Annotated in this window: 14 protein-coding genes; 9 read left to right on the top strand and 5 right to left on the bottom strand. The window is 54.8% G+C overall.

What is annotated here, in order from left to right; all coding sequences use genetic code 11:
- Position 1 precedes the first annotated feature (1 nt).
- Together GNX18_RS18775 and GNX18_RS18770 are read right to left on the bottom strand one after the other, a co-directional pair.
- On the bottom strand, positions 2-1,387 hold the full coding sequence (locus tag GNX18_RS18775) for a nitrate- and nitrite sensing domain-containing protein (RefSeq protein ID WP_166220072.1): 1,386 nt from the start codon (positions 1,385-1,387) through the stop codon (positions 2-4).
- Positions 1,388-1,441: 54 nt separating this feature from the next.
- Positions 1,442-1,918 (bottom strand): hypothetical protein, encoded by a 477-nt coding sequence (locus tag GNX18_RS18770; protein WP_166220070.1) that lies wholly within the window; start codon positions 1,916-1,918, stop codon positions 1,442-1,444.
- A 1-nt stretch (position 1,919) separates the two neighbouring features.
- On the opposite strand from GNX18_RS18770, the gene GNX18_RS18765 reads away from it, so the two are divergent.
- The 4 genes from GNX18_RS18765 (at position 1,920) to GNX18_RS18750 (ending at position 6,018) form a co-directional block, all read left to right on the top strand.
- Entirely contained in the window at positions 1,920-2,768 is an 849-nt protein-coding gene (locus GNX18_RS18765) for a formate/nitrite transporter family protein (RefSeq protein ID WP_138236139.1), read from the top strand.
- A 42-nt stretch (positions 2,769-2,810) separates the two neighbouring features.
- Entirely contained in the window at positions 2,811-4,541 is a 1,731-nt protein-coding gene (locus GNX18_RS18760; RefSeq protein WP_166220068.1) for a bifunctional protein-serine/threonine kinase/phosphatase, read from the top strand.
- A 29-nt stretch (positions 4,542-4,570) separates the two neighbouring features.
- On the top strand, positions 4,571-5,020 hold the full coding sequence (gene cynS, locus GNX18_RS18755; RefSeq protein ID WP_138236141.1) for a cyanase: 450 nt from the start codon (positions 4,571-4,573) through the stop codon (positions 5,018-5,020).
- 110 nt (positions 5,021-5,130) lie between these two features.
- Positions 5,131-6,018 (top strand): NAD-dependent protein deacetylase, encoded by an 888-nt coding sequence (locus GNX18_RS18750; protein WP_166220066.1) that lies wholly within the window; start codon positions 5,131-5,133, stop codon positions 6,016-6,018.
- A gap of 206 nt (positions 6,019-6,224) precedes the next feature.
- Here GNX18_RS18750 and yghU read toward each other — a convergent pair whose 3' ends face one another.
- Together yghU and GNX18_RS18740 are read right to left on the bottom strand one after the other, a co-directional pair.
- On the bottom strand, positions 6,225-7,094 hold the full coding sequence (gene yghU, locus GNX18_RS18745; RefSeq protein ID WP_166220064.1) for a glutathione-dependent disulfide-bond oxidoreductase: 870 nt from the start codon (positions 7,092-7,094) through the stop codon (positions 6,225-6,227).
- 334 nt (positions 7,095-7,428) lie between these two features.
- On the bottom strand, positions 7,429-8,334 hold the full coding sequence (locus GNX18_RS18740) for a LysR substrate-binding domain-containing protein (RefSeq protein ID WP_205828007.1): 906 nt from the start codon (positions 8,332-8,334) through the stop codon (positions 7,429-7,431).
- Positions 8,335-8,448: 114 nt separating this feature from the next.
- Here GNX18_RS18740 and GNX18_RS18735 point away from each other — a divergent pair, with 114 nt between their 5' ends.
- Positions 8,449-9,147, top strand: coding sequence for a glutathione S-transferase family protein (locus tag GNX18_RS18735; RefSeq protein ID WP_166220062.1), 699 nt, complete (start codon positions 8,449-8,451; stop codon positions 9,145-9,147).
- Positions 9,148-9,250: 103 nt separating this feature from the next.
- Here GNX18_RS18735 and GNX18_RS18730 read toward each other — a convergent pair whose 3' ends face one another.
- On the bottom strand, positions 9,251-9,721 hold the full coding sequence (locus GNX18_RS18730) for a GNAT family N-acetyltransferase (protein ID WP_166220060.1): 471 nt from the start codon (positions 9,719-9,721) through the stop codon (positions 9,251-9,253).
- Between the two features lie 183 nt (positions 9,722-9,904).
- Between GNX18_RS18730 and GNX18_RS18725 the strand changes: the two genes are divergently transcribed.
- The 4 genes from GNX18_RS18725 (at position 9,905) to GNX18_RS18710 (ending at position 14,473) form a co-directional block, all read left to right on the top strand.
- On the top strand, positions 9,905-11,134 hold the full coding sequence (locus GNX18_RS18725; protein WP_166220058.1) for a hypothetical protein: 1,230 nt from the start codon (positions 9,905-9,907) through the stop codon (positions 11,132-11,134).
- A 131-nt stretch (positions 11,135-11,265) separates the two neighbouring features.
- Positions 11,266-12,018: a hypothetical protein gene (locus GNX18_RS18720; protein WP_166220056.1), complete on the top strand. Its 753-nt coding sequence runs from the start codon at positions 11,266-11,268 to the stop codon at positions 12,016-12,018.
- A 434-nt stretch (positions 12,019-12,452) separates the two neighbouring features.
- The gene (locus GNX18_RS18715; RefSeq protein WP_166220054.1) at positions 12,453-13,340 is read left to right on the top strand and encodes a hypothetical protein; all 888 of its coding nucleotides are present in this window, start codon (positions 12,453-12,455) and stop codon (positions 13,338-13,340) included.
- Positions 13,341-13,819: 479 nt separating this feature from the next.
- Entirely contained in the window at positions 13,820-14,473 is a 654-nt protein-coding gene (locus GNX18_RS18710) for a hypothetical protein (protein WP_166220052.1), read from the top strand.
- Positions 14,474-14,997: the final 524 nt, after the last annotated feature.

Below are 14,997 nucleotides of genomic sequence, written 5' to 3'. Positions count from 1 at the left end.
TTCATGCGCCCGCTTTGCCGGCTTCCACAGTCTGCTTTTCTGACGTGGAACTCGCGCTATCGCTAACCCCGTCACTTGCACTGCGCTCGCCACTGCCGATCTGCAGGATTTTCTCCGCAACGTCGGCTAGTTTCAGGTTCATCTCCATCGCTCGGGTCTGCATGGTGCGGTACGCATCCTCTTCGGTCAGCCGCAGGCGCCGCATCAGAATCCCCTTGGCTCTCTCCACCCGCTTTCGCTCGGTAAGTGCGCGGCGGGTCTGCTCCAGCTCTTCACTTACCCGGTGGATGTGCGCCACCTGGGAACGGATCAGGTCGTACAGAGAGTGCGCCAGATGCTGACCTGGCAGCGGCGTCACCATAGTGTCCGGTGTACTGCCGTAAAGACCCGGGACCTCCGGGTCAAACAGCACCGCGAGCGCCGGTGGGCGCGTCCAGCCGGTGGATTTCATTCGCTGCAGTTGTGCATAGTGGTGCCCCAGTTCGGACTGCGACTCCGCCACCCGCTGGCGGCTCACCTGCAGCAGGCGCGCCGCCATCGCATCTTCAAGCCGGTGCATCGCGTCGATACGCGCGGTCGCCAGCTCATACCATACCTCGCTGATTTCCGCGGCAATGGGTTCGTCGTCTTTCAGCCCGGCAATCACCCCCCGTAAACGCTGTAAATCCCGGGATTCCTGGCAGTCTTCAACGGCTCGCCAACGCGCAAGCTCCGTCTCGCCGGCAAATTCCGCAAACAGTTCCAGACTGCGGCGCTGGCAATCCTGTAGTTGTGCGAGACGCCCGTGCAGCTTTTCGTCGAAGCGGCTCCCGGCAAAGCCAATCGCCCCCCACGCGCGTTCCTGTCCGGAAAATTCCTTGGCCTGCATAAAGTTGAACAGCGCCACGAGGAGACGTGTTACCTCCGGGTCGTCCGCCACATCGGCGGCCTCGAACACCACCGACAACAACCCCGCGATCAACCGGCAGAAGGCATCGGTAGACTCAAGCGCGCTTACCTCAAAGGCGTCGACATGGCGGCGCAGATTGGCGAGTTCATCCAGTCCGTGTAAGGAGTAGGCGATGCTGTTCAGCAGACGCATATTCTGCGGACTGTCGCTGCGGGTAGACTGCAGGTAGCGATGGTGCAGCAAACGCCGAAACGCTGCCTCGCTAGCCGCGCAGTTCCGGACTTGTTGCTGGCGCTGCCCGGAGAAACGGAACCCGGCGGAAACCAGGTAGATATTGCTGATACCCCGCTCCCGCTGCAGCTGATGTACCAGGTCAGAGACCGTGGTCACCAATTCGCAGCTGCCGACCAGTCGCTCCAGCGCCTGGATTTCTGCGCGCTTGGCGGCCAACAGAAATTTTTCCGCGTCGTCGCTCGTTAAGGACATGTCTGTGGGCATGGCTGCGCTCCCCTATGCAAGGTCACAATTCCATTCCAGCAATAAATATTCCACTCACGCCGCATCACCGGAAATTTCTCCACTCGACGCCAAAAGCACCAGACTGGAGCGCAACAACAGGCTTGCACCAAAATGGAACTTTCCGGGTGCGTATATTTCGCAGCACGCCTGTATCTGGCGCGAGGGTAAACAATTTTCCATACCCACCCACTGATACCCCCTTTCCATAGCACCGGCCCGCAGCGGAATTAAAAAGTTGGCATCGAGATTGCTTTGACTTTGCAAGTACAAACGCATGTACAGGTTTCGCGCCATCTCCACAGGAGCTGACGCGAGCCACACCGGCAACCTGCCCAATACAATCAGAGCACTCTGGATAAAGGCGTCCATCACTTTCCGGCAGAAGCCGGTCTGTGTGGCCGCCTTTTTTTGTGCTTGGGTGCCGTCCAGCGCGCGTTGAAAGCAGCAAGGTGCACAGTCGTCGGTCCAGCACAGCAGAACACCCGATCTCGAACACAAAAAGGTGATCACTATGGCTTATCTCATCCCAACGGAATTCGTGACCAAAATGGTCGACGCGGGGGAATCCAAGATTTACATGTCCACCCGCGACACCCTGGTGCGCGCCTACATGGCCGGCGCCATTCTGGCATTGGCTGCGGTATTTGCGGTGACCGTAGCCGTGGCCACCGGTTCACACCTGATCGGCTCCATCCTGTTTCCCGTGGGTTTCTGCATGCTCTACCTGATGGGATTTGACCTGCTGACCGGTGTGTTCGTGCTCACGCCGCTGGCGCTGCTGGACAAACGCCCGGGCGTTACCGTGCAGGGTGTATTGCGCAATTGGGGGCTGGTATTTGTCGGCAACTTTGCCGGCGCACTGACCGTCGCCACTATGATGGCATTCGTTTTCACTATGGGATTCAACACCGAGGCCGGCGCTGTGGGCGAAAAGCTCGCGTCCGTTGGTGAAGCTCGTACCCTGGGTTACGCCGAGTACGGCGCCGCCGGCTGGTTCACGATTTTCCTGCGCGGCATGTTGTGTAACTGGATGGTGTCCATGGGCGTCGTTGGCGCGATGATTTCGACCCATGTCAGCGGCAAGGTGCTGGCCATGTGGATGCCGATCATGTTGTTCTTCTTTATGGCCTTCGAGCACTCCGTAGTGAACATGTTCCTGTTCCCATTCGCCATCATGATGGGCGGTGACTTCTCGGTGATGGATTACCTGGTCTGGAACGAAATTCCCACCGCGCTGGGCAACCTGGTGGGTGGCCTCGCCTTCACCGGCCTCACGCTTTATAGCACCCACTACAAAACTGCGCCGAAGCGTCAGCTGACTGCCGAAAGCAGCAAACCCGGCAAAGAAGCACTTGCCTGATAACCTACCCAAGCCCCGCACCTTGCGGGGCTGATTTTTTCTATGAATAGCACACTTTCACTGGATGTCGGCCAGCACAGCAGCGCGGGCCTCAAAGCAGAAAACCAGGACTGCTGTGGCGCACGCCTGCCGGCGGAGCCACAACTTCGCGTGAAGGGCGCCGCCTTTGCGATTGCCGACGGCATCAGCTCAAGCCCGGTCAGCGCCATTGCCAGTGAAACCGCGGTAACCAGCTTTCTCGACGATTACTACTGCACCTCCGACGGTTGGAGTGTAAAGAACGCCGCGGAACAAGTGCTCAAGGCCACCAACGCCTGGCTTTACGGGCAAACCCGACAAAGCCCCTACCGCTTCGAGAAAGACAAGGGTTATGTCTGCACGTTCAGCGCGATGATCCTGAAAAATAAGGAAGCGCATCTGTTCCACCTCGGTGACTCACGCATCTACCGGCTGCGCCGCGGCTCACTGGAACAACTCACCCACGACCACCGGCTGTGGCTCGGGGAGCAGCGCAGTTATCTGAGTCGCGCCTTGGGCGCGCAGTCCCAGCTGGAAATCGACTACCGTCGGGTAACCCTTGAGACCAACGACCTGTTTATTCTGAGTACCGACGGGGTACATGAATCCCTGTCGCAGCAGACACTGATCGAGCACCTGGAACAACACCGGGGTTGCCTCGAAAAGGCCGCCAAAACCCTGGTGGCCGCGGCTCTGGCGAACGGCAGTAACGACAATCTCACGGTGCAACTGGTGCGTATCAACGGTTTGCCGGAGACAGCACCAGAACTGGTCGAGCAGGCAGGCGCGCTACCCCTGCCGCCAATTCTCAAAGGCGGTGACGTATTCGACGGCTATGTGATTGAGCGCGAGATTCACGCGAGCAGCCGCAGCCACGTGTATCTTGCCACGGACGAAGCCAGCGGTACCCGCGTGGTATTGAAAACCCCATCCATAGACCTCTCAGATAATCCCGGTTATCTGGAACGACTGTTGATGGAGGAGTGGCTGGCGCGACGGGTAAACAGCGCGCATGTGGTGCGTGCCGCGGCCACCCATCGGCCGCGTCAGTATCTCTACACCGCCATGGAACTGGTAGAAGGACAGACACTGCGACAGTGGATGACCGACAACCCCGATCCCGGGCTGGAAACCGTGCGCGGCATTGTGGAGCAGATCGCACGGGGCCTGCAGGCGCTGCATCGGGCGGAAATCCTGCACCAGGATCTGCGCCCGGAAAATATCATGATCAGCCGCGCTGGCACCGTCACCCTGATCGATCTGGGCTCCGCGAAAGTGGCCGGCGTTGCCGAGGTCGCGGAAGAAAACGGCCAGCTGATTCTCGGCACAGCCCTGTACAGTGCGCCGGAATATTTCCTCGGCGATACCGGCACGCCGCGCTCCGATCTGTTTTCTCTTGCGGTGCTCACCTATCACCTGCTGTGTGGGGAATTTCCCTACGGCACCCAGGTTGCCCGCTGCCACACCGTGGCCGCGCAACACAAGCTGCGCTACCGCAGTGTATTGAGCGAGTCCCGCGCCATTCCCGCATGGATAGACGCCACACTGAAAAAAGCCCTGCAACCGAATCCGCTGCGCCGCCACGAGGCTCTATCGGAATTCGTCTTTGAACTGCGCCACCCCAACCCGGAATACCAGAGCGCTTCCCGTCCGCCGCTGATGGAGCGCTACCCGGTGCGTTTCTGGCAATCGGTAAGCGGTCTATTACTGCTCATCATTTTTTACCTGTTGAGCCTGATTTCCAGTGCAAGCTGACACCATTCCATCGTCCAAGGAGAAACACCATGATCAGCAACCGCCAGCAAGTCACCGACATGATCCTCGTCGCCAAGGTGCAGAAGGATCTGAAATGGTCTCAGGTGGCCGATGCCATCGGCCTGTCCAAAGAGTGGACCACCGCTGCCTGTCTGGGGCAGATGACCTTTACCAAACAACAGGCCGAAATTGTCGGCGAACTGTTTGACCTGAGTGACGAGGCGATTGCCTGGCTGCAAATCGTTCCCTACAAAGGCTCTCTGCCCACCGCGGTGCCCACGGATCCGTTGATCTATCGCCTGTATGAACTGGTGAGCGTGTACGGCACCACCATCAAGGAACTGATTCACGAGGAATTCGGCGATGGCATCATGAGCGCCATCGACTTCTCCATGGATATCCAGCGGGAGGAAGACCCCAAAGGCGACCGGGTAAATATGGTGATGTCCGGCAAATTCCTGCCCTACAAGACCTACTGACCGCCATCTCCAGCGCCGGCGGCCATCTCGCCGCCGGCACCGGTGCTGCCCCATGCTGCCAGACTCGCTACACTACCGGCACTGATACCCTTGCCGAGTCGGCCGAAACCATGAATCTGAGTACGCTTTCCTCACTATCAAGCGTCGATGAAAACGCTGTTGTCGAATCCGAGTTGCCTGCACAAGTGGCGGCGGAGCGACTGGTGCATTTTATTCGACGTCACCCGCGCCTGACGGTATTGACCGGCGCCGGTGTGAGCACAGATTCCGGTATTCCCGATTATCGCGACCGCAACGGGCAGTGGAAACGCAAGCCACCGGTGGATCACCGGGAATTCATGGCGAGTGCAGCCACCCGCCAGCGCTATTGGGGGCGTGCGCTGATCGGGTGGCCGGTGATTCGCAATTCCGCACCAAACCCGGCGCATGCTCATCTCGCCGAGCTGGAGCGGCGCGGGCATATCCATCTGTTGATTACGCAGAATGTGGACCGGCTGCATCAACGGGCGGGAAGCGAGCGGGTGATTGATTTGCACGGGCGCGCGGACGAGATCCGCTGCATGGGTTGCGATTACCGGGCAATGCGCCAGGCGGTGCACGATCGCAACTACGAACTAAACCCGGAATTCCGTCAATATACCGCGGAGACCGCCCCTGATGGAGACGCGGATCTAGAGGTGGATTTCAGCGGTTTTCGGGTGGCGGATTGCCCGGATTGCAGTGGGATATTGAAACCGGATGTGGTGTTTTTTGGAGACAATGTGCCGAAGGATCGGGTGCAGTTGGCAACGGATGCGCTGCGGGAGAGCGATGGGCTGCTAGTGGTGGGGTCTTCGTTGATGGTGTATTCGGGGTTTCGGTTTTGTCGCTATGCGAAGGAGTGGGGCAAGCCGATGGCCACGCTGAATTTTGGCACAACGCGGGCGGATGATTTAGTGGATTTGAAATTGAGCGCGGGGATTGGGGCGACGTTGGAACGCACTCTGCAATTGCTTTAATTACTAATTTTGACCTTCGCCAACTTCGTTAGTTTGTTGCGGAGCGGCCGCGCACAGGTGGAGCATTTCGAAATCGGGCTCTCCCCCCTTCAACACTTCCCTGCACGCTCCGGCGGCGCCATCCACGGCACCGCCGGTTTCGAAATGCACCAGCCTGCACTCACCCTTCATTTCTAATCATCGGTCTTTAACAACCATTAAATGGTTTACTCATTTCCGATTTTATCCTGCGTACGCAATTCAAAATCACTGGCATCGTGCCGTTCGTGCAATTGCTCAGAAGGTTCACCCCAGGTGCGATTGACCATTCTTCCGCGCTGTACCGCCGGTCTTGCGGCAATCTCCTCTACCCAGCGATTGACGTTCTTGTAGGTGTGCGCCTCAAGAAATTCCGCCGCGTCGTAAGCCTGGTTTTTTGCCACCGCGCCATACCAGGGCCAGATGGCCATGTCGGCGATGGTGTATTCCTTCCCTGCCACAAATTGATGCTCCGCGAGCTGGCGGTCGAGGACGTCGAACTGACGTTTGACTTCCATGGCATAGCGGTTAATGGGGTATTCGTATTTTTCCGGGGCGTAGGCGTAGAAGTGACCGAAGCCGCCCCCGAGGAACGGAGCCGCACCCATTTGCCAGAAGAGCCAATTGAGGGTTTCGGTGCGCTGCTCCGGAGTGTGCGGGAGGAAGGCCCCGAATTTTTCCGCCAGGTACAGCAGGATAGAACCGGATTCGAACACGCGGATTGGCGGGGTAGTACTGTGGTCAACCAGCGCGGGAATTTTGGAGTTGGGATTGATATCGACGAAGCCGCTGCTGAACTGATCGCCTTCCGTAATGCGGATCAGATGGGCGTCGTACTCGGCGCCGTCGTATCCCAGCGCCAGCAACTCTTCCAGCATGATGGTGGCTTTCACACCGTTGGGTGTGGCCAGGGAATAGAGCTGTATCGGGTGCCGGCCCACGGGCAGTTCTTTTTCATGGGTGGGGCCGGCGATGGGGCGGTTGATCTTGGCGAACTCTCCCCCGCTCTCGCTATCCCATCTCCAGACCCTGGGCGGTGTGTAGCGGTTATCCGTCATAAAAAACTCCACCTTGTGGCATTGATTGATGTGAACATTCAACTGCAGCGTAAAATTGTGGGCTCTGCCGCGGCAACAGTTCCGAAGAGCTGCAATGGGTAGTGATGCCCATTGCCCCGCGCAAATTAACATCTTAAGGGGCATCTGAGAGCGCGCAAAGAATAAGCGGTGTTCGGACCACCGTCGCAATCCGAAGAAATGCCCAAAACACATATTGCAGGAGCCGGCATGAGTCTGCCATGGATAGCGGGAATACCGATACACCGGGGCCGACTGTGTCGCAAATACCTGCAACCGCCAGGCGGATAAATCTGCCCAACGAATAACTACGATGTCACCTCTGCCGCAACGCCTCCACCAAAAAATCCACTGTGGCACGCACCCCCGGCAGCAAACCGCGCCTGTGGGGCATAACAATTGTGGTGGTCACCCTACCCGCATTCCAATCCGGCAGTACCCGAACCAGCTGCCCCGACTCCAGCTCGGCACGGCACAGCATTTCCGGCAGACAGGTGATACCCAGCCCCGCCGAGGCGGATCTTGCCAGCACCATTGATTCATTGGCTGTCATCCTTGCCTGCGGTGTAACCTCCACCTGCTGTCCGTCACCGCTGGTTAATACCCAGCGGACATTCTGTGGGCCAGTGAGCAATCCAAAGTGCCCCTCCAGATCCCCGGGCGTCGACAACCTGCCGGCTCGCGCCAGGTATTCGGGAGCCGCCACCAGAACAATCGGCTCTACCATCACCTGGCGCTGTACCAACCCGGAATCAGGCAGGGGGGCAAAGTGGCAGCGCAGCGCCAGGTCATAGCCCTCCTGAACCACATCCACAAAGCGATCCGACACATCCACTTGCAGATGTAAGCGCGGGAAGGTCTCAGCCAACCGCGGCAGATGTTCGGCGAGATATGCCTGGGCAACCGGCACCGAAGTGGTCATGCGCACAGTGCCACTGGGTACAGCCGCGCGGCTGCGCACCGCCTCCTCGGCCGATTCAGTTTCGATCATGGCCGCGCGGGCGTGCCGGTAAAAATCCTGCCCTAGCTCTGTAAGCGTAAAACTGCGCGAAGTGCGATGGATCAAACGCGCATCCAGCGCCGATTCCAGTTCCGCGACCCTTTTGCTTAGTGTCGATTTGGGGATACCCAAACTGCGGGACGCTGCGGCGAAGCCCCCGTGTTCTACCGCCCGCACAAACAGAAACAAGTCGTTGAGGTTCAGCATAAAAAGAAAGTACACACTTGTAGACTTTAAATCCAATTTTTGCAGTCTACTCGCGCAAAGTCCATGTGCGTACAGTGATGTCACCCACTCAACGGGCCCAACTCAAAACACAACCCCCTGGAGAACACTATGAACCCCATCCTTTGCTACGGTGTACCTTCCGGCTGCTCCTTCGGTTCCATCGTCGCCCTCGAATGGCTCGGCAAACCCTACCAGCTGTGCCGGGTGGAGATGCCCGAAATGGTCACCACGGAGGAGTTTCGGCGCATTAACCCCGTCGCGGAAACCCCATCGCTGCTTACCAATACCGGCGACGTCATCAGCGAGAGTATCGCAATCCTCAGCCACATAGGTGCACAAGGCATCGAGCAAAAACTCGGATTCGCCCAAGGCACTCGCGAATTCGATCAACTGAACCAGATGCTCGCCTTCCTCAACACCACTTTTTTTGGTGCTTTTGCACCGCTGTGGCACGCACTGGAACACAGCGCCGAAGGCGCGAAAAAGGAAGCACTCACCCACTACGGCCGCGGCGCAGTGGAGCGTGCCCATATTGCCCTGGAGGCCATGCTCGGTAACAAGGAGTGGCTGCTCGGAAAGCAACGGACCCTCGCCGACGCTTACTTTATCGGCATTGCACGCTGGAACGAGTACCACAAGGTTGTCGACCGCCGCGATTATCCCGGGCTTCAGCGGCTCTATAACAAACTGGAAGCGGATCAGGCAGTAATCTTCGCACATGCGATTGAACGGCAGGAGGTGGGCGCAAGCAACGGTGGATTTCAGGGGGAAATCGGATTGAGCGACGTGTTGGCACGACTTAAATAAACCGTGAAATAAAGCGCGCCTGACCTTCTACAGGTCAAGCGCGCTTCGCAATATGAAATCACTGTGCGAGCACCTCTTCGACAGCGGTTGGAGAGTGTCGTTCCTACAATGAAAGCATCAGAAACAGGCTGTTCGGGTCTTCTTTATAGCCGGCAAATGGCGCGCAGGGTTCAAAACCAAAGCGCCGATACAGACGGTGTGCAGGCTTGAAAAACTCCATCGAACCGGTTTCCAGACTCAGGCGTGTATAGCCCCGTTTTCTCGCTTCCTCAATGATGTGCTGCAGCACAGCACCACCCACGCCCCTACCCCGCGCATCCGCGCCAGTGCGCATGGATTTGATTTCGCCGTGTGTTTCCGAAAGTTGCTTCAATGCACCGCAGCCGACAAGGACATCGTCACAATACACAGACCAGAAGGTGATCTCCGGCTGGCGCAGCCCATTCAGGTCCAGTGCGTGCTTGCTCTCGGGCGGAGAAGTCGCGCGCATATCATCGATATGAGCCTGCAGAAACGCCGCAATTTCAGAGCCGGTCAAATCATCCAGAACGATGTTCAGATTTCCATCAGACATATGTATTCAGATCCTGAAAACCAAATATTTGGGGCTATCGTACCAATTTTATGTTTATCGCCAAGTATATTTTCCCGGCAAAAGTGAACTCGTTCTGTGGATAGCGCACGCTCATTTCGATAGACTCCCGCACAGGCTCGAAATTGGATTTCAGCAAGGACTCAAAAGCAAGGATTACAGCAGATGTTTTCGAACACTCCCGCCAAACGTGAACTGCGTATTGCCGGTACTCACTCCGGTAAACCCGTCACCATCACCCCACAGGCCGAACCCATCTACCACGAGCTGGTGAAACTCGCCCGCCGCGGCAACCACTGGGCCCAGATCACCGTCAACGCCATCAACCAATTGGCCTCGGGCCGCCTGCACCAGAACAATATCTTTATCAAACCCAGCGCCATGAACAGAGGGGGCACCGAAGAGTTTGTGATGATACTGCCCGGCTGCAAAGTGACCGCAGAGAAGCTGGAGCGGGATGGATTCCGGATTTTGCATTTTGAGGCGGATTTGAATTATGGGGAGTTGATTGATAGAGAAGAAAAGCCAAGCCTCTATGCGGCAACCAAGCGGGATCAAGGTTGGACAGTTAGTACTCCAAAGCGAAAAGCACAAGTAGAGAACAAGGAAGATCGTGTGGTCTCTATTTGCGACAGTGGCTACAAAAACCCAAGAACTGCCGCGCAAACTGCATCCAACAGAATCACCTCTTCGCCAATTTCTGGTGGAGGGATTACTATCGATAGGCATGGCTTTGATCTCCACTATACGCCGGGCGAAAGAAAATTGGGGGGCCTCCGCAATTATAAGAACGCAATTCGACCACTGAAGAACGAGAAATTGCATGAATCCGCTATACTGCTAGCCAAAACCATGTACGACGCTCGCAATATCAAGGGTGTTCGGTGGATATCCGAATTTGGTGGCTCGGGTATACTCACTCAAGCGATGAGGATACTTAGTGACCAGAAAGTTCAACTTAAGGAACACTATGTATTTCTGGTCAATCCCACCACATCACCCAACGAGGCGTATAAAGCTGCTAGTGCGGCAGGCCTGAAATTCGACCGAAAGTTCTCCAGCACAGACATGCTCAATTACATCGGCAACCGGGACCAGTTAGAACTGATTGGCAATCGTTTGCGATTTGAGGGTGGTAACGATGGGAGTTACACTCTTCTGAAGGCATCCGCAGATGTAATTGAACACGGTAAAAGCCTGCAGGGCGCCGGTGCGTTTATGGGAACACTGGCCGCCACTGCGGGCCTATCCCTAAGCGCGCCGGCTTCCGCAGCCGCATTTCTAACAGCACTGGGTACCGCAGCAGCTACAGCTATTGGGCTAGGAAAAATGGGAAACGCTATGGTCAAAGCATGGCTACCTAAACACCATGACAAACTGAAAAGTAAATTCTGATGCTCGACGCTATCAAATACTCATCCCTGCGGCTGCGAGAAATTAACAGCCCTTGCACACCCTTTGGCCCCTCGTTTAAACGAGCCCAGCCATCAAAAATTCGCCTTCCTCTATGCACTTTGGAGCTGAGATTGCCAAAACACAATCGCATACGTGGAGATAGCACCGAACAGAGAAAAATTGGCAGCGATATATATGACCTTGAGGGTCGAAGCTTCAATCGCAACATTATGCCTAGCCAGAGTTGGGAGTACTCATCCATTGCAAATCGCAAGTGGGCATTTAACGGTCCTTGGTTTAGCGGCCTCATGGGGCAGTTAACATTCTCAGCGGTAGCGGTAAAAACCACGATATCTAATCCCAAACTCAACTTCCTTCACCCCCGAGCATTTGAGTCAGGAGTACTTGGCTACTTAACGGCAAGTGAGGGGCACGCTTTATATGACGAAGGCAGAAAAATTCCGGAATATAAGGCCCCACTGAATTGGTCTCCTATTCCCAACCTTCCCGTACCAGCGGTGCAGTTTGATATGGAGATGGCTACTCCGATATGTCGCTATCATTTGGCATTTATCCCCGTGTCTCGCGATCGACTGGTATGTCTCAGATTCGATTATTGGCAGGAATGTTCCGGTTCACAGGATGAAAAAGACCAGAAAATTAGTCCCAAGCCTATGCAGGACCTGATCGACAACATCATCCGCAGCGTCAGACTAATCCCCTCCCCCGAGCTCGAAGCCGAACTCGGTGAGATCAGGAAAATCTGCCCAAATCTGAGCGTCAACCCCGAGTGCTCGCAACTCAAGTGGCCAGCGGACGTGGACAAGGATGGCATCACCATCCTTGAGTACGACAAGCGCCGCTACGCAACGCCAAATTATTAACGACTTCTCCCATTTCATGAATCTGTGAAAGACGCAACTCGAACTCCAGTTGCGTCTGATCCCTGATAGCCAGACTTCTGAACCTGAGCCCGACCTGAAACTCAACCTAAAACCCTCCCGAATGGACATGCCCAGTTACATCGGCAATTGAGAGCAGCTGGAACTAATTGGCAACCGACTACAATTTTAGAGTGGTGGCACGGGGTTACACGCTTATTAAAGCATCAGCGCATGTAGCTGAACACACTCAAGACCTGCAGGGCATCGGTGCCTTTATGGAAATACTGGGGGCTACTACGGGCTTTATCTCTGTGCACCGGTTTCTGCCACCGTGTTTCTTATTGCGATTGGGGCCGAAGACCATGGTCTTCTTGGTTTCAAGTAATAAAAGCCTGGTTTTCAAAACACCACGACAAGTTGAAAAGTAAATTCTGATGCTCAACCTTATTAAATATTCCTCCGTAAGATTGAGAGAGCATAACGGTACTTGCGTTCCCCGTGGTCCCGCAATTGGAAAATCACGGCCTGTCATCATTCGTTTTCCCCAAGGATCGCTTGAGATACATCTGCCTAAACACGCCCCTATGCGGAATGAAAGTATCGAAGAACTAAAAATCGTTAAAGACGTAGAACCGCTTATCGGATGTGCTCACAGTAATGTTTCCATGCCCAGCCAAACCTGGGAACAGGCACCTATCGGCAACCGGAAATGGGCGTTTTATGGTCCATGGTTTAGCGGCCTAATGGGAAATGTCAACTTCTACATCGAAGGGTTGAATCTCACAAAGCCAAACGAAAAACTCAATTTTTTATACCCAAGCGGGTTTGAGTGTGGTGTTCTGGGTTATCTGACCGCGGCTTGGGGGCACGAGCTCTATGACGAAGCAAGAAGCAAGGCTTACTACCAATCCCCAATAAACTGGACCCCACTGTCTTTTCTACCAGTACCGGCCGTGCAACTAGATGTACAAGAAACAGTTACCTCAGGTTCCCGCTATCGAAAAGTGTTTTTTCCTGTATCCAGTGACAAACTGATCCATATTCATTTTTCTTATCGTCAAACCTGCGCTGGCTCACAAGCAGAAAAAGATCGAAAAATCAGTCCTAAGCCCATGCAAGACCTGATCAACAACATCATTCGCAGCATCCGACTAACCCCCTACCCCGAACTCAATGCCGAACTCGAAGAGATCCGCAAGGCCAGCCCAGATCTGGCCATCAGCCCTGAGTGCGCGCCACTCGAGTGGCCAGCGGATGTGGATAAGGACGGCATAACCATCCTTGAGTACGACAAGCGCCGCTACGCAACGCCAAATTATTAACGATTTTTCCTATTTTATGGATCTGCGAAGGGCGTGACTCGAATTCCAGTTGCGTCTGGTCACTGATAGCCAAAATCATGTCTCCGCACCCAGTCTTCAATTAGACTGGAGGTTCTCCTGTACGGACATGCTCAATTATATCGGCAGTCAGAACTGGAACTGATGGGTAAGCGATTTCGACTTTTGGATAGTGACACTAGAAATCACATGCAACCTAAACACCGTGGCAAATCGAAAAGTAAATTCTGATGCTCGACGTAATTAAATACTCATCGCTACGACTTCGTGACCTGGACGGGCCTTGCACTCCCAGTGGGCCAGTATTTGAACGTGCTCGCCTATCAAGAATTCACTTACCTCTTTGCACTCTTGAACTAAAAATTCCTAGACACTCCCCGAGGCGTGGAGACAAAACCGAGCAGACTCAAATCCTTAGTGATGTCTACAAACTTGACGGCCGCAACTACAACCGGAATATCATGCCTAGCCAAAGCTGGGAGCAAGAACTGATCACCAATCGTAAATGGGCATTCAATGGTCCATGGTTCTCCGGTTATAAGGGACAGGTAGCATTTTCCATAGAAGGCATTCATACCAAGCAGCCAAGCCAAACGCTCAACTTCCTGCACCCAAAGGCCTTCGAGATTGCCGTTCTGGGGTATTTGACCGCCAGTGAGGGGCATTCATTATACGACGAAGGAAAAATGATTCCCGGTTATAGAGCTCCTCTAAATTGGACTCCATTGAACTTTCTTCCGGTTCCGGCAGTACAGTTTGATATGCTGATGGCACCCCCGGGATGTCGGCATCGACTGGCATTCTTTCCTGTATCCCGTGACCGGCTGATTCATCTCAGATTTGATTATTGGCAAGCATGCACTGGATCACAAGAAGTACAGGACCAAAAAATCAATCCCAAACCTATGCAGGACCTGATCGACAATATCATCCGCAGCATCCAACTCACCCCCTCCCCGGAGCTGGAAGCCGAACTTACGGAAATCAGAAAAATCTGCCCGGTTCTGAGCGTCAGCCCAGAGTGCGCACCACTTAAATGGCCTGCGGATGTGGACAAGGATGGCATCACTATCCTTGAGTACGACAAGCGCCGTTACGCAACGCCTGGTTATTAATGATTTCTCTCATGTCATAAAGTCTGCGAAGGGCGAGACTCGAACTCGAGTTGCGCCTGGTCGCTGACAGCCAGAATTCAGAGCCCTACTGCCCCACTCATCATGACAGACTGAAAAGTAAATTCTGATGTTCGACGCTATCAAATACTCATCCCTGCAGCTGCGGGAAATTAACAGTCCTTGCATACCTTTTGGCCCCTCGTTTAAACGAGCCCAGCCATCAAAAATTCGCTTCCCTCTATGCACTTTGGAGCTGAGATTACCAAAACACAATCGCATACGTGGAGATAGCACCGGACAGAGAAAAATTGGCAGCGATATATATGATCTTGAGGGTCGAAGCTTCAATCGCAACATTATGCCTAGCCAGAGCTGGGAGTACTCATCCATTGCAAATCGCAAGTGGGCATTTAACGGTCCTTGGTTTAGCGGCCTAATGGGACAGTTGACATTCTCAGCGGTAGCGGTGAAAACCACGATATCTAATCCCAAACTCGACTTCCTTCATCCCCGAGCATTTGAGT

This window comes from Microbulbifer sp. SH-1, from assembly GCF_011326135.1.
Lineage (GTDB): Bacteria > Pseudomonadota > Gammaproteobacteria > Pseudomonadales > Cellvibrionaceae > Microbulbifer > Microbulbifer harenosus.
Note: the sequence above shows the minus strand (reverse complement) of the source record. Positions and strands in the feature narration are given on the sequence as shown.

Coding starts and splice junctions, on each gene's coding strand:
- GNX18_RS18775 (WP_166220072.1), bottom strand. CDS start 1,387: ATGCCCACAGACATGTCCTTAACGAGCGACGACGCGGAAAAATTTCTG.
- GNX18_RS18765 (WP_138236139.1), top strand. CDS start 1,920: ATGGCTTATCTCATCCCAACGGAATTCGTGACCAAAATGGTCGACGCG.
- GNX18_RS18760 (WP_166220068.1), top strand. CDS start 2,811: ATGAATAGCACACTTTCACTGGATGTCGGCCAGCACAGCAGCGCGGGC.
- cynS (WP_138236141.1), top strand. CDS start 4,571: ATGATCAGCAACCGCCAGCAAGTCACCGACATGATCCTCGTCGCCAAG.
- GNX18_RS18750 (WP_166220066.1), top strand. CDS start 5,131: ATGAATCTGAGTACGCTTTCCTCACTATCAAGCGTCGATGAAAACGCT.
- yghU (WP_166220064.1), bottom strand. CDS start 7,094: ATGACGGATAACCGCTACACACCGCCCAGGGTCTGGAGATGGGATAGC.
- GNX18_RS18735 (WP_166220062.1), top strand. CDS start 8,449: ATGAACCCCATCCTTTGCTACGGTGTACCTTCCGGCTGCTCCTTCGGT.
- GNX18_RS18730 (WP_166220060.1), bottom strand. CDS start 9,721: ATGTCTGATGGAAATCTGAACATCGTTCTGGATGATTTGACCGGCTCT.
- GNX18_RS18725 (WP_166220058.1), top strand. CDS start 9,905: ATGTTTTCGAACACTCCCGCCAAACGTGAACTGCGTATTGCCGGTACT.
- GNX18_RS18715 (WP_166220054.1), top strand. CDS start 12,453: ATGCTCAACCTTATTAAATATTCCTCCGTAAGATTGAGAGAGCATAAC.
- GNX18_RS18710 (WP_166220052.1), top strand. CDS start 13,820: ATGCCTAGCCAAAGCTGGGAGCAAGAACTGATCACCAATCGTAAATGG.